Below are 14362 nucleotides of genomic sequence, written 5' to 3' on the forward strand. Positions count from 1 at the left end.
ATTAATAGTTAACCGACCTGAACCACTTTCAAATAAGCTTCAAGCTGATCGAATGTTCCGCCAAAGCCTTGTCTCATGGAATCGAACATGCCTATGAAAAATTGTTGTTCTGCCTCCGTCGCATTAATCGGTCCTCCGCGTAAGGTGAGAATCGTTTTGCCATCCTGCTCGGTAAACGTTAACGTATTGGAAATTTCAATCGGGAATATTTCGCTGAAAGGGGGACGTACAGCATTGCCATCCTTGTCCGAAAAAGAGTTAACGAAAACCATTTTTTCTGGCTCTACAATTTCAACAAACACGAATCTGCCCCACATTTCAGCACCATCCGGCGCTGTCATCTTGTAATGAAACATGCCTCCTGGTCTAAAATCAAGCTTGGCATAGCTAATCTCGAGCCCGGTTGGTCCCCACCATTTTTTCAAATGCTCTACCTCTGACCACACTTTAAATACCAGCTCTCGTGGCGCATGCAATTCCCTTGTAATTTCCAGTTGCTCAGTCATGCTCATCCTCCGTCTTTAGCTTAGTCATCGGTTGCTGCGCTTGTGCTGCCTCTTGCTTCTGAAGCTCCTTCAAATAAGCTTCCAAATTGTCAAAGCGCTGCTCCCACATGCTGCGGAACGTCTCCGACCATTCATTCAATTGCTGCAAAGACTGCGGCCGCAGCTTGTAAATTCGCTTATTGGCAGCCGGCTGCACCTCCACCAGCCCCGCATCACTGAGCACGCGAAGATGCTTCGACGTCTGGGGCTGGTTCAGCTCCAGCTGCTGGGCAATAGCGCCTACGGGCAGCGGCCCGTCACGCAGAAGCTCCACAATACTAAGGCGGTTCGGCTCGGCTAAAGCGCTGAAGGTCATCGCTTTCATCATCATAAATCTACTCCAGACTTGTTATCCATTAAAGTATACCCCAAAAGGAATATTCCTGCAAACGCATGTTTATTTCAATTTCAATTTTAATTTCAATTAAATTTTATAATCCTGCCAACTTCCTCATTATAGCATGCCGAGCCGTTGCCGATTGCCTCCTTTGCCGCTTCAGTTTTGAAGGCTTTACATAGGTTATCCCTTTAGCTCAGAAAAAATGAATGTGACTGGATGTTAAAACCATTTGCACAATCATCCCCACCTTCTCCAACGACCGGAAAGGAATTATTCCTCCGATCTTTCAGGCGAACATGCAGTCAGACCTTAGGCCTTAGGCCACTCCATTCATGCATTTCGTTTCTGAGCTAAGGGGATAACAAAGCAAAGCAAAAAAGAACGAGAAATAAAAACCGCAAAGCAGCCCATCACTGCCTTGCGGTTTCATAATAGCCTGGCCTTATTTAAACGCCCTTGCAGCGTTCACTGCTTTTTTCCAGCCGGTATAGAGCTTTTCCTTATGCTCTTCCCCCATAGCAGGCTGGAAAGCACGCTCCTTGTGCCACTGCTCCATAATTTCCTCGCGGCTGCTCCAGAAGCCTACGGCGAGTCCAGCTAAATAGGCTGCGCCAAGTGCTGTCGTTTCTGCATTGACTGGCCGCTCGACCGGAACGCCAAGAATATCGCTTTGGAACTGCATCAGGAAATCGTTTTTCACGGCTCCGCCATCGACGCGCAGCGTTTTGAGCGTCAGCCCTGAATCAGCCTCCATCGCGGCAAGCACGTCGCGCGCCTGATAAGCGAGCGCCTCCAGCGTCGCTCTAATAAAATGCTCCTTGGTCGTGCCGCGTGTCAGCCCAAACACCGCACCGCGCACATCGCTATCCCAATAAGGCGTGCCGAGTCCAACAAACGCTGGAACGACAAAGACGCCTTCCGTTGAATCAACACGTGCTGCGTACTGCTCGCTGTCCGTCGCATTTTGCAGCATGCGAAGACCATCCCGCAGCCATTGAATAGCAGAGCCTGCAACAAAAATACTGCCCTCCAGTGCATATTCCACTTTTCCATCTATTCCCCAAGCAATCGTGGTCAGCAAGCCATGCTCGGAAACGACGGCTTTCTCTCCCGTATTCATCAGCATAAAGCAGCCGGTTCCGTACGTATTTTTAGCCATGCCCTCCTGATAGCAGGCTTGACCAAACAAGGCTGCTTGCTGGTCGCCTGCAATACCGGAAATTGGAATTTTGCAGCCGAAGAAATGATATTCATCTGTATAGCCGTAAACTTCGGAGGAAGGACGCACCTCTGGAAGCATATTAGCTGGTACGTCCAGCAGCTCCAGCAGCTCTTCATCCCATTTCAGCTCATTAATGTTATACATGAGTGTCCGTGATGCATTCGAATAATCCGTCACATGGACTTTGCGTCCAGACAGACGCCAGATCAGCCATGTATCAACCGTTCCAAACATAAGCTCGCCACGCTCAGCCTTCTCACGCGCACCCTCCACATGATCAAGTATCCATTTTACCTTCGTACCGGAAAAATAAGCATCAATAAGCAAGCCGGTTTTACTGCGGAACAAAGGCTCATGACCATCTGCCTTGAGCTGCTCGCAAATTTCTGCCGTTTGGCGAGATTGCCAAACGACAGCATTGTAAATCGGAACTCCCGTCTTGCGGTCCCATACAATCGCCGTTTCACGTTGATTCGTAATACCGATTCCAGCAATCTGCTGTGTTTTAATGCCCGACTCAGATAGACACGCGGCAATGACAGCCAAAATAGAGCCCCAAATTTCATTGGCATTGTGCTCGACCCAGCCTGACTTTGGAAAATACTGTTTAAATTCCTGCTGGGCGGTATGAACCTTTTCTCCCTTTTTATTAAAAAGAATAGCTCGTGAGCTTGTCGTGCCTTGATCGAGCGCCAATATATATTTTTCCATTTTATTATAACCTCCTAAATTACACGTTATGCCTAACCGAAATCATCCATTTACAATTTCCAAAGCGCCGCATTGCTGGATGAAACCGCGATGGCCCCGGAGCCGAACAAGGCGGGCAAATCCTCGCGCGTATGCACAAAGCCGCCCAAAATAATTTCCGTATTCGTCTCCTGCCTAATTTTGCCGACCATGGAGTGGGCGAAGCTTGGCAGCAGCTCGATGTAATCGGGCTTCACATGCGCCGCCGTATTAATAATCGTCTTGACCGAATGCGAATCAATGAGGAATCCGCGTTGGATCGCTGCCAGCTTATGCTTCTTGGCAAGTAGAAGGCTAGATGTTCTTGTGCTGATGACGCCATCAATTTTAATCGCCTTGGCTAAATAATGAATGGAGGCCTCATCGTCCTTAATGCCCTTGACCATATCCAGATGCAAAAAAAGCTTTTTGCCCGCACTTCTCGCCGCATCCGCGATGCCCTGCAATTGTATAAGCTCGCCCTCAAGCAAAAATAAGATCTGCTGCGGCGAGGCCAGCGCCTGCTCTAATTCCTTGAAATTCCGAATCGCCGGAATAACCGTATTCGGCTGCATGCTTGTTCCCTCCAAACCTCGCAACCATTCACGGCTGCTCAAATCACTGCTTTAGCTGTAAAGCTGTAAACGATTTCAACGGCTATCAATTAAAAAAAGCCGACAGAAAGAATGTATACACCCCATATTCGGAATTTATATACTCAATCCAGCGGCTGTTCTCATTAGTCTCACAGCAAGTTTTATTTACTTGTCAGTGACGATTATAATATACTAAGGTCAAGCTGTAAACCCACTCATACCTTAAGAAAGCTTAAGAAGACCAAGCTCTTCCAGCTCCTCAAGCGCTTCCTCAGCGTCTCGCTGCGGATTCAGGCTGGCAATGAGTTGTTGTGTGATTTCGACCCCTTCAAAAACCGCACGGACGGCTGCCAATTCCAGCTTCTCCTCGAAATAGTCCTGCGCCCATTCCTGATAGCTTTCAGGGGAATCGCACAAATAACCCAGCAGATAATCTGCTCCATTTTCCCAACCCTCTGGCTGCTCATATTCGCTAGTGCGCCACACGGAATCGCCATTTTCCCGCCAAATGCAAAAGGTGACATCCTCATGGGTGAATGCCACATCCTGAATGCGTTGCAGCAGCGCTTCTGGCACCTCATTATAAATACCCGGCCATGTACCGTATTCCTCCTGGGCATGCGGGCTGTACGGCGATTCATGGTCAAAGCCTTTAATAATGACCCCTTCCGGTGCAAAAACAACAAATACAACATCCCCCGAGCCATTGTTCAAGCTGCCCATCGTTTCATCATCCGCCCATGTGGAGTCATAGCGATGAACGCGAAGCCAATCTTCCTCGCACATAATCAAATCCAGCGCAGCGAGTATGCGCATCTGCTTCTCCAGCTTCTCTGGTGCCGGCAACCGCGGCTTCTCCTATTGCTTCATTATATTTTGCCTCCCCCCGTTAGCTAGTTTTAGAGCTGTCTGACTCTAATAACTCCTTCATCCGGCTTAACTGTTCGTCCCAAAAATGCTTCATCCTTTCTCTTATATACACATCAATTTCCCATTATACATCAAAACCTTCAAACGACGATGCAGCAGTGCAGGGCAGGGCACCAAAGCAACGCAACGCTAAAGGATATACCGCGCCAATTCCTCAAGATGCTCGGTTAAAATAGGCCGCAACGATGTTGCTCCATTTTGCGTAGTAAAAGAAATATCTCCGTTTCGGTATCGGTAAAGAGCACGAAACGTAATAACTAGGAGATAACTGAACAAAAGGGGGAGAGCGGATGTTGAGCTTGAAACGAATATCGACTTTGCTGACGTTCAGCATATGCATAGGGCTGCTTGCAGCCTGCGGGCAAAATGACGCTCCGGGGGCAATCCAGTTCACCTCGGCTGCCTCGCCAAAAGCAACGTTTGATTCAGCCGTGTCTGAGATGACAGCTTCACCGGAATTCAATGCTGGGTCTACTGAAGCATACGAGGTTATTGCAGAGAAGCTGCGTGCGCCTTGGGTTATCGCATTTGCTGACGACGTTATTTATGTTAGTGAGCGCGAAGGCCATATTGTCAAAATCGAGGGCAAGCAACAAACGAGACAAAACGTTTATTTAACTAAATCCGTTCAAGGAGGCGGCGAAGGCGGACTTTTAGGCTTTTTGCTTGCGCCGGATTTCGAGCAATCTCAGCTTGCCTATGCTTACCATACGTATGAAGAAGGCGGAGAAACGCTTAACCGAATCGTGCAGCTGAAGTACACTGGCGAGAGCTGGGAAGAAGCTCATGCTTTACTGGAGGGTATTCCAGGTGCCTTTAATCATAATGGAGGGCGGATGGCCTATGGACCGGACAAGCTGCTGTATATCACAACAGGCGATGCTCAGCAGCCTGAGCTTTCACAGGATACGCGCAGCCTGGCAGGTAAAATACTTCGCATGACACTCGATGGCAAAGTGCCGGCAGACAATCCATTTGCTGGTTCCTACGTTTTTTCGTATGGGCACCGCAATCCGCAGGGATTGGCCTGGACCGATAAAGGTGTCATGCTTGTTACAGAGCATGGCCCATCAGGCTCGCCTGGCGGACATGACGAAATTAACGTCATTGAGCCTGGCGGCAATTATGGGTGGCCGAATGTATACGGCGATCAAACAGGCAGCGGGCTGATTCCGCCCGTCTATCACTCTGGAGAACCGGCTATCGCACCTTCCGGCGCAGCAATCGACGACCAGAACCGGATGCTGATCGCTACGCTCGCGGGCCGTTCGCTATATCGCTATAACCTTGAGACAACGGAAATGGCTGTCGTCTTTAATGGAGAAGGACGCTTGCGCGATGTAAAGCTGAAGGATGGACGCGTCTATGTCATTACCAATAATACTGATGGCAGAGGAAGTCCTTCAGCTACAGATGATCGCTTGCTGCTATTGACCAGCTTGAAATAGACGAAGCAGGGGGCTGTCCCAAAAGTCATAAATGACTTAGGGACGCCCCTTCTTCATAATGTCAAACAAAAAGAAACCGTTTCTTGGTAAAATGGAGGTACCACCCAACCAACTACCAAAGGAGACGGTTTCTTTGTACATTCAATATACCATGGATCAACTTTGCTTACCAATGGATTTAGAAGAAGACATACCCGCTAACCATTTGGTTCGTGTAGTCAACGCTGCTGTTAATCAGCTCGACGACGCGATCTTCGACGCGGCTTATCCCGGAGGCGGAAGAGATAGCTATCACCCCAAGATGCTCACCAAAGTTATCATTTACGCCTACTCACAGCGAATCTACTCTTCTCGTCAAATCGCCAAAGCGGTTCGTGAGAATATCATGTTCATGTGGATCGCAGGCAGACAACGACCAGACTTTCGAACGCTGAATCGGTTTCGTTCCGAACGAATGAAAGAGGTACTGGAGACGGTCTTCACAGGTATCCTTCATTATCTTGCAGAGGAAAAGTACGTGAAGCTTGAGCATTACTTTGTCGATGGCACGAAGATCGAAGCAAACGCGAACCGTTACACCTTCGTCTGGGGCAAAGCCGTCGTGAAGCACAAGGCAAAGTTGCAAGAGAAAGTACGGACACTGTTTGCAACGATTGAAGCAGCGGAGAAGCAAGAAGAGCTGGAACAGGCTGGAGAAGACCTCACCGAGCTTGGCGAGGCATCCGCGCTGACGAGCGAAAAGCTAGAGGCTGCTGTTCAACAATTGGAAGCTAAACTGCAAGTCCAGCCGAAGGACAAGCCGCTTAAAAAAGCGGTGCGCGCGCTCCGTAAAGACCTGCTCCCTCGTTTGCAAAAATATGAAAGGCAGCAAGAGCTTCTTGGGGATCGGAACAGCTTTAGCAAGACGGATCCCGACGCTACCTTCATGCGAATGAAAGAAGATCACATGCAAAATGGTCAATTGAAACCTGGCTACAATGTGCAGATCGGAACAGAAAACCAGTTCATCATCGGCTACAGTTTGCATCAACGCCCAACCGACACGCGTTGCCTCAAACCTCATTTGGAGAAGGTTAAAGCCGCTCTAGGAAAGCTGCCGAAAACCGTCATCGCGGATGCAGGATACGGCGGTGAAGAAAATGACGCATACTTAGAAGGTGAGCAGTTAGAAGCATTAGTGAAGTACAGTACTTACCACAAGGAAAAATCGAAGAGGTGGCAGCAGGATATCAGCAAGCTGGACAACTGGCAGTACGATGAAGCCGAAGATACTTGGACATGCGCGGTAGGGCGCAAGCTGCTGTTTCGTTATGAGAGTAAGGGAACGACTGAAAGCGGATATGAAGTCAGAAAGCGACACTATCGTAGCGCAAGCTGCGAAGATTGTCCGCTCAAAGAAGCTTGTACAAAAGCACAAGGGAATCGGGAAATCAGCGTGAGTCTCAAGTATTTGCGGTACAAGCAGCAAGTACGCGAGAAACTCAGGAGCGACGAGGGATACGCTCTGGCGGTTCGACGAATGATCGAGCCCGAGAGTGTATTTGGACAACTGAAGAACAACCGGGGATTCCGGCGCTTTCTGCTTCGTGGCCTGCCTAAGGTAAGCCTGGAGGTCGGATGGCTTTCGCTTGCCCACAATTTGCTCAAGAAAGCGGCAATAGACCAAAAGTCAGAAATGGCGGTGCAGGGATGACCTCCCCAACACCGCCATTTCTTTATTTTTTACCTATTTTCCATAAAGCGAGCTGTTTCCTCAAGTGAGCGAACTTACTTTTGGGACAGCCGCCTGTGCTGTTTATAGAAGCCTTTTGCGATAAAAGGTTCAACCCACTACACTCTGCTTAGCAGAAACTTCATTGCAGTCGGTTCGGCAGATTCAGCAGCACTCGCTGCGGTATGCTTTGCTTGCACCAAATAAATAATTTCCAGACGATTGTCGGAGGCTTTCACAACCGGAACCGGAGCATCCGCCTCCACTTCAAGCGTTAGCCCTGGCAGCATCCAGCGTTTGGCTGAAATACCGCGGGCGTCTACCCCTTGCCCCGTAATTTCAAAATAAAATTCAATGTCGACGGCAGCGCTGCACTGGACGTCTACCTCAAGCTGGCGTTCGCTCACTACCGCTTCATAATAGACACCTCGCAAATGGGTATTCCAATGCTTGCCGACTTCACGCCGAATGAGACGGAGATCGTATTTATGCCCATCCTCCGTTTTCCAATGAATCGTCGCCGGGTGCAATTGGCCATTCGTGTTTTTGCTGCCTGACATCGCGCCCATCATTAGCTCTTTCTCAATCCAGGCTCGCGCTGTACATAAATTTGTATTTGCATCCGGATGATCCCGCTCGCACAGCTCACGGAACGGCTGCTCCACAAGCCGGTCGCGCTGATGCTCGGCAAGCTGAGGAAGCAGTTCCTCCGGCACATCTACACCGACAAGTGCAATCATAATGTCATGCTCCGTCTCGCAGTTGATCGCGGTAAAATGCTCATAGCCTTTGCCGAGTGCCAAATACAGCATAACGCCGAGCGAGCTGTGGGCGGTCATTTCCATTTCGTAGGCACGGGCAAACGGGCCGGACAGATTTTCGATATATGGATTATAAAAATCGGCGATGTTAGTCCAAAGCCCCTTCTCCATCGCATGGCCAAGCTGCTTGAATGCCGCCGACTTGCCATATTGCCGCCACAGGCCCAGCACCGTCAGATCGACTCCGTAATAGGTCGTCGTATTAAATTCGGATAAGGAGCCAAACTCCGCATAGCGAGCATGAAGCTTCTCCGCCTCACGGTCAGCATGCTCCATCCAATCGCTGCGGTGCAGGCGGTTTCCATAATAATGGACAATAAACGTATGCATCAGCTCAATATTGGAATTCATCGGCACGACATCTGACAATCGTCGCTCGATGGAGCCAGTAACGGCTTTAATCATCGCTTGCTCCATACGTTCAATCAACTGCTGCGGCAGCTTGCTCTCGAAATGCTCCAGGATGACTGCAAAAATACAGCTGATGAACTCCCGCCAGTTCGGATCATAGCTTTTCCAGACCGGAGGCAGTACTTCATCTACAGCCGCCACAAGCCGCTCAGCGCATTCCTTCTTCGCTTGCTCGCCTTCTATACCGTTTACCAAGCGCTGCGATATTTTTTCAAAGGTTTGCGCCAAAAAATAAGCATGACCCGGCCCTAAGCTTTTCCAAGGATAGTTGCCGATTGGCGGGTCGCTCGACTCCAGTGCGCTTTTGAAGGTACCATGGTAAATTTCATTTGGCGCATCAAGCTGCAAATCAATCATTTTATGGAGCACCTCGCAAGCCCGCTCTACGTCACCTGGCTCACTTCGCAGCAGCAGCCCGAGCGCGTAATGTCCACTCCCCCTCGTGCCATGCTTGTCATGCTCCTCGCTGTCGATGATCAGCTTAGCCAATTCATCATACTTTGCATCCATATAAGCCATCGCTTGATCAACCAAATAACGGCGCTCCTCCGACAGCTGGCTCCACTTATTCAATGCCATGCCCTTTCTCCCCCTAGAAGTTCCACCATGTACTGCCCTGCTTCCATCCCCTAATTAATGCCCAGGCACAGAACGGGTTCTTTTATTAACGCCATGCAACAGCAACAAGCCCATTATAGCACTGACCGTGCATGCCAGATACATCAATTGTGCACCACCCGCATTGTATAAAAACCCATTAAGCAGGTTGCCAATAATGCCTCCCAGCCCAACAAAAACCATATTGAATATACTTTGTCCGGTCGCTTGCATTTCCTTGCCCGACACGTTCGCTACATACTCGACCGCTGCAACATAAAAGAGTCCGAACGACAAGCCATGCAGCGCTTGGATGCCGATCATGACAGGCGGATACGGAAACAGCCATTGCACAGCCCAGCGCAGAGCATAAGCAAAAGCGGCAATGACGAGCGTTCGTTCCTTGCCAAGCCTCGCAATAATTTTAGCGGCAAGCAGCATTGAGGGCACATTGGTCATCGAAGCGAGCAGCAGCGCAAAGCCGACCATGGAGAAGCTTCCGCCTGCCTCTTGAAAGGAAAGCACAAAAAAAGAGTTGTAGGCGGTCAGCGTCTGATTGACAAAAAAACAGGCCACAAGAAACCATACGAAATTGCGGTTGCTGAGCATTTTTTTGAACCCTTCGGTCAAGCTCACCGTCGTTCGGTAACTATCCGATTTAGAGGGCAGCGTCAGCACCATTGCTACTCCAGCCGCACTAAATATAAAAAACGGCAGCCATAGCTGGGTAATGTGAAAATAAGATAAATACAAGCCGCCCGCATAACCGCCAAGCGCCGTTCCTAAACTCCCAAGGCTGCGTATCGTGCCATAGGAGGTGCCTCCTTCGCGGGCAGCGGTAACGGCGTAGGAATCGGCGATCGGGCTTTGCGTCACGCTGAAAATAATCGACGTCGTATACACGATGACGAGCAGCGCAAATAGTTGAACATTATAAAAATAAGCTAGCACAGCGGGCATGCCGATGCTGCATATGAGTACCAGCTTTGTCTGGCGGTAACGGTCCACCATGTAGCCCCATAACGGCTGAACGACGATGGACAGCAGCGTACCAAGCGACATCATCATGCCTACCTGACCTGTCGACATGCCTTGATGAACGAGCAGCGTCGTTAAATAAGGGTTGAATAAACCGCCAGCAAGCCCTGTAAACAAGTACAAGGCTCGCAGCTTGAGCAGCATTTTTTTGGTGTCATTCATGATGAAGTTGATTATCCTTTCACTGCTCCCATCATGACGCCACTAACAAAATAACGCTGCAGCCATGGATATACGAGCAAAATCGGAACCGTAGCAAAAATAACACTCGCGGATTTCAAGCTTTCTGGCGTAATTTTCTGCGCGCCGCTGTGGCCTTCAAGGATAGCTAGCTCGGAAACCATATTGTTCTGAATCATTTGATACAGCTTGAGCTGAATCGGATAAAGCTCCGGCTTGGAAATATACATAAGCGAATCCTGAAAGCCATTCCAGCGCCCGACGGCGTAAAAAAGGCATAGCGTTGCCATAACAGGCAGGGAAAGCGGCAATATGATGCGCATCAGCGTGCCAAAATGCGAGCTGCCGTCGATTTCAGCTGCTTCCTCCAAGCTTTGCGGAATACCATTAAAGAAAGAAATCAGAATAATCAGATAAAAAGGGCTAATCAGACCCGGCAGCACAAGCGCCCACACCGTATTGAGCAAATTCAGGTCACGCACGAGGATATATTCGGGAATGATGCCGCCTGTAAAAAACATCGTGATGACGATTAATATCATAAACACCTTGCGTCCTTTAAGCTGCGATTTTGTTAATGGATAGGCGGCTACAATCGTCATCGCCATACATAGCGCGGCGCAAAGCGCCGTCAGAAATACAGTAAAGCCTAAAGAGCGAATCATCGTCATATCCGAAAAAACCTTGCCATACGCATCCCAGTTGAACCCGACTGGTAAAAGGGTTACCTTGCCCGATGTAATGGCAAGGTTGGAGCTGAGCGATACCGCTATAATATGCAGAAACGGCAAAATACAAACGACAACTGCGAGTGCGAGCAAAACCATATTTACCGCATCAAATACACGGTTTGCCGTACGTTCATTCATTGATCCTCCGCACCTTTCTGTAAGAGCTACAATATGCTCTCATCCGTTAGTTTTTTAGATGCATAATTGGCGCCGAGCACGAAGATCAGCCCTACAATAGCCTGGAATAAACCGACGACTGTCGCCAGCGTATATTCGCCAGACTGAATACCGACGCGGTACACGAAGGTGCTGAGCACATCCGAAAACTCGCGAACCGCCAAATTGCCGATAATATATGGTCGTTCAAAGCCGATTGTAATCATATTGCCAAGATTGATAATGAGCAGCGTTACAATTGTCGTTTTCAGGCCAGGAAGAGTAATATGCCAAATCCGTTTGAAGCGCCCCGCTCCATCAACCTCCGCCGCTTCGAATAGCTCGCGGTTAATGCCCGTCAATGCAGCCAAATATAAAATCGTTCCCCAGCCTGCGCTTTGCCACACACCGGTTGCCAAGTACGTAACGAGCCAATCCTTTTTATCCGTAAGAAAAGGTATGGCATCCAAGCCAAGCGAGCTTAATACATTGTTAATCATACCGGATTGCGTGCCAAACACTTGATAAACAATGCCACCTATTATGACCCATGAAATAAAATGGGGAATATACAAAATCGTTTGCGATATTTTTTTGAACCAGACCCATTTCGCCTCATACAGCATGATTGCCAAAATCAATGGTGCCGGGAAGGATACTATTAAATCCAAAATATTAAGCATTAACGTATTGCGAAGCGTCAAATAAAAATCCTTCATTTTGAAAACTTCAACAAAAGCATCGAAGCCAATCCATTCACTGCCCGAAATGCCTTGAAACAGGTTAAAATCCTTGAATGCGATTTGCACGCCCCACATCGGTCCATATTTGAACACCAGAAAATAAAGGAGCGGGAGTGAAATCAGCGCATAAAGCTGCCAATACCTGCGTAAATAAATGGTTGTGTTCAATGTTGTTCGCCCCTTCTTTCCTTCGTATGCAGTTGGCGCAGAGGGAGCCTGCTTCGGCTCGCCCCCACCCTCCTGCTCTTTACTTGTCCTCATAATCTAAAACCCAAAACGCAGACAGCTTATTTCGCTTCTATATAAGCCTTTGTACGCTCGTCCATTACTTCCTTACCGCCACGAGACATGTAATCCGCCATGGCCGCATCATAAATGCTATCAAATTGATTCGGTGCCGCCATCGTCGTTTTCACAATCATTTCGTCAAGCTTGCCGTCAAGCGTAGTGCCATATTTGGTTTTACTAGCGATTGGGCGGTTGAATATGACCGGTGCAATCGTATCGGTATTAGCAAATTCCATTGATTGGGCAAAATCCTTTTGGAATTTTGACTCCACGCTGAAAGTAAAGGCCTTCTTGTTTTTCTCTTCATCGCCACCGATTTTACCGTTAGCTACAATGACAACATCGCCAAAGTTATAGATTCTGTCCGTCGCTTCCTTCGATGCGCTGTCTAAGGTAACCGGTATGCCATCCTTCAGCTCGTAATTTTCTCCTAATACACCATTTTGCATATCAATAAGCACATTTGTCGCGGACATCCAGTCCAAATATTTAATCGCTTCGACTGCGTGCTTGCTTGATTTCGGAACCATAATGTACAGGGCGTTAGGTGCATATTCCGGCTTTGCATGCAAGCCTTCTGCATTCGTAAACGGATCGATTGGGGCGAGAACAGCATTCGGACTGTTGGCTACTAGGCTGTCATATACCCCATCTTTATAGTAGATGTTAGGATAGTCGTCGCTGAACATCCCAATTTTGCCGCTTTGAATATCCTGCGTCAGCTGCTTTTTATCTTGGTCAAGTCCAAAATCCTTGCTCATCAGCCCTTCATTGTAAAGCTTGTTCATAAAGCGCAAGCCCTCCTTAAAGCCGGGAAGCACTGGCAAATAATCACGGTTCGCCAGCTGCTCGTCCGTCGTTAAGGAGCTTTGCGGCTGAATGAATGACCAGAGCAGCGGCTCAAGCTGAGCTGGCTCAATTGTCATGCCCAGAGGAATAACGCTGCCGCCCGTTTCACCGGGATCTTTTTCTTTAAAGGCTTTAAGCGCTTCATAAAGCTCGTCTGTTGACGAAGGCATTGGCAAGCCAACCTTGTCCAACCAATCCTTACGAATCCAGGAGGAGTATCTTTCGGTTAACATTCTTTTGCCAGGGATAGCAAATTGCTTTCCTTCCAGTTGACCATAGGCCAGCGTATCGTCGCCTAGAAACGTCTTAAGGTTTTGTCCATGCTCATTTAATAAGTCCGACAAGTCTGTAAGTCCGCCTTGCTCGGCATAACGCTCAAATACGGCTTGGTCGTACGTAAATACGATATCCGGCACATCATCTCCGCTTGCCATCAGTACGTTCAGCTTGGCGATTTCCTCTGAACGGGGGATCGGCACGAATTGAACATCAATGTTGCTCGTTTTGCTAAAATTGTCTTTCACGTAACGGGTTAAGTAGCTGTCTGTAATCGTGTAACCCTGCGGCGTATTGCCGCGGTCGAAAATCTCTACTTTTAATGAAGAAGGCGCTGCGCCGCCTGCATTAGAGCTTGAGCTTGCGCTAGAAGTTTCTCCGCCTCCGTTTGAACAGCCCGTAACCAATACCGTTAATGCGAACGTACCCGCCATCCATTTTCTGAACGCCATTTTACTTTTGCTACGCTTCATTTGTTCACAGCCCCTTTTTGTTTGGTTTGCCCCGTCTAATGAGGTGAGCTTTCCTGACCTCTTATTGACGATGCCGCTTGTGGAGATGAGCCAAGTATGACACGATGACAGGAAATCTGACAATAAACAGAATTCCAGCTCAAAAATCGGGTGGAAAATCGTCGCAAGCCCTGTATTTCCGCTGATATGACGCTATTCCTGTAAACATACCTTTTTCCGATTCACTTGAATTGGCCATTAAAAAAGCCCCCGAATTTATTCGGGAGCCCTCTTCAGCT

The 14362-nt window shown here is 48.6% G+C and carries 12 protein-coding genes; 2 read left to right on the plus strand and 10 right to left on the minus strand.

All coding sequences use genetic code 11. From position 1 onward, the window contains the following. Positions 1–8 precede the first annotated feature (8 nt). From V5J77_RS17815 to V5J77_RS17835, 5 genes are all read right to left on the minus strand, one after another. The gene (locus tag V5J77_RS17815; protein WP_338552151.1) at positions 9–506 is read right to left on the minus strand and encodes an SRPBCC domain-containing protein; all 498 of its coding nucleotides are present in this window, start codon (positions 504–506) and stop codon (positions 9–11) included. Next, positions 499–870 carry a metalloregulator ArsR/SmtB family transcription factor gene (locus V5J77_RS17820; RefSeq protein WP_338556898.1) on the minus strand — a complete coding sequence of 124 codons (372 nt, stop codon included), beginning with the start codon at positions 868–870 and terminating at the stop codon, positions 499–501. Before V5J77_RS17820 ends, V5J77_RS17815 begins: the two co-directional genes overlap by 8 nt. Before the next feature lie 457 nt (positions 871–1327). Beyond that, positions 1328–2818, minus strand: coding sequence for a glycerol kinase GlpK (glpK, locus tag V5J77_RS17825; protein ID WP_338552152.1), 1491 nt, complete (start codon positions 2816–2818; stop codon positions 1328–1330). A gap of 50 nt (positions 2819–2868) precedes the next feature. Then, a complete protein-coding gene (locus V5J77_RS17830) occupies positions 2869–3411 on the minus strand; it encodes a glycerol-3-phosphate responsive antiterminator (RefSeq protein ID WP_338552153.1) in 543 nt (180 codons plus the stop codon). A gap of 243 nt (positions 3412–3654) precedes the next feature. Further along, positions 3655–4278 (minus strand): hypothetical protein, encoded by a 624-nt coding sequence (locus V5J77_RS17835; RefSeq protein ID WP_338552154.1) that lies wholly within the window; start codon positions 4276–4278, stop codon positions 3655–3657. Between the two features lie 374 nt (positions 4279–4652). Between V5J77_RS17835 and V5J77_RS17840 the strand changes: the two genes are divergently transcribed. Both V5J77_RS17840 and V5J77_RS17845 read left to right on the plus strand, forming a co-directional pair. Continuing rightward, positions 4653–5810: a PQQ-dependent sugar dehydrogenase gene (locus V5J77_RS17840; protein ID WP_338552155.1), complete on the plus strand. Its 1158-nt coding sequence runs from the start codon at positions 4653–4655 to the stop codon at positions 5808–5810. A gap of 133 nt (positions 5811–5943) precedes the next feature. Beyond that, positions 5944–7503 carry an IS1182 family transposase gene (locus V5J77_RS17845; RefSeq protein ID WP_338556900.1) on the plus strand — a complete coding sequence of 520 codons (1560 nt, stop codon included), beginning with the start codon at positions 5944–5946 and terminating at the stop codon, positions 7501–7503. 137 nt (positions 7504–7640) lie between these two features. Here V5J77_RS17845 and V5J77_RS17850 read toward each other — a convergent pair whose 3' ends face one another. The 5 genes from V5J77_RS17850 to V5J77_RS17870 form a co-directional block, all read right to left on the minus strand. Then, positions 7641–9332, minus strand: coding sequence for a hypothetical protein (locus tag V5J77_RS17850; protein ID WP_338552156.1), 1692 nt, complete (start codon positions 9330–9332; stop codon positions 7641–7643). 54 nt (positions 9333–9386) lie between these two features. Beyond that, the gene (locus V5J77_RS17855) at positions 9387–10550 is read right to left on the minus strand and encodes an MFS transporter (RefSeq protein WP_338552157.1); all 1164 of its coding nucleotides are present in this window, start codon (positions 10548–10550) and stop codon (positions 9387–9389) included. 11 nt (positions 10551–10561) lie between these two features. Next, positions 10562–11437, minus strand: a complete 876-nt coding sequence (locus V5J77_RS17860) for a carbohydrate ABC transporter permease (protein ID WP_338552158.1) — start codon at positions 11435–11437, stop codon at positions 10562–10564. Positions 11438–11463: 26 nt separating this feature from the next. Then, positions 11464–12366 (minus strand): ABC transporter permease subunit, encoded by a 903-nt coding sequence (locus tag V5J77_RS17865; RefSeq protein WP_338556902.1) that lies wholly within the window; start codon positions 12364–12366, stop codon positions 11464–11466. A 119-nt stretch (positions 12367–12485) separates the two neighbouring features. Next, the gene (locus V5J77_RS17870) at positions 12486–14084 is read right to left on the minus strand and encodes an extracellular solute-binding protein (RefSeq protein ID WP_338552159.1); all 1599 of its coding nucleotides are present in this window, start codon (positions 14082–14084) and stop codon (positions 12486–12488) included. Positions 14085–14362 lie beyond the last annotated feature (278 nt).

It is taken from the genome of Paenibacillus sp. KS-LC4 (genome assembly GCF_036894955.1).
Classification (GTDB): Bacteria; Bacillota; Bacilli; order Paenibacillales; family Paenibacillaceae; genus Pristimantibacillus.

Bases quoted from the DNA above. Each gene is read 5' to 3' on its own strand.
- V5J77_RS17840 (WP_338552155.1), top strand. From the start codon at position 4,653: ATGTTGAGCTTGAAACGAATATCGACTTTGCTGACGTTCAGCATATGC.
- glpK (WP_338552152.1), bottom strand. From the start codon at position 2,818: ATGGAAAAATATATATTGGCGCTCGATCAAGGCACGACAAGCTCACGA.
- V5J77_RS17870 (WP_338552159.1), bottom strand. From the start codon at position 14,084: ATGAAGCGTAGCAAAAGTAAAATGGCGTTCAGAAAATGGATGGCGGGT.
- V5J77_RS17830 (WP_338552153.1), bottom strand. From the start codon at position 3,411: ATGCAGCCGAATACGGTTATTCCGGCGATTCGGAATTTCAAGGAATTA.
- V5J77_RS17815 (WP_338552151.1), bottom strand. From the start codon at position 506: ATGACTGAGCAACTGGAAATTACAAGGGAATTGCATGCGCCACGAGAG.
- V5J77_RS17820 (WP_338556898.1), bottom strand. From the start codon at position 870: ATGAAAGCGATGACCTTCAGCGCTTTAGCCGAGCCGAACCGCCTTAGT.
- V5J77_RS17855 (WP_338552157.1), bottom strand. From the start codon at position 10,550: ATGAATGACACCAAAAAAATGCTGCTCAAGCTGCGAGCCTTGTACTTG.
- V5J77_RS17860 (WP_338552158.1), bottom strand. From the start codon at position 11,437: ATGAATGAACGTACGGCAAACCGTGTATTTGATGCGGTAAATATGGTT.
- V5J77_RS17850 (WP_338552156.1), bottom strand. From the start codon at position 9,332: ATGGCATTGAATAAGTGGAGCCAGCTGTCGGAGGAGCGCCGTTATTTG.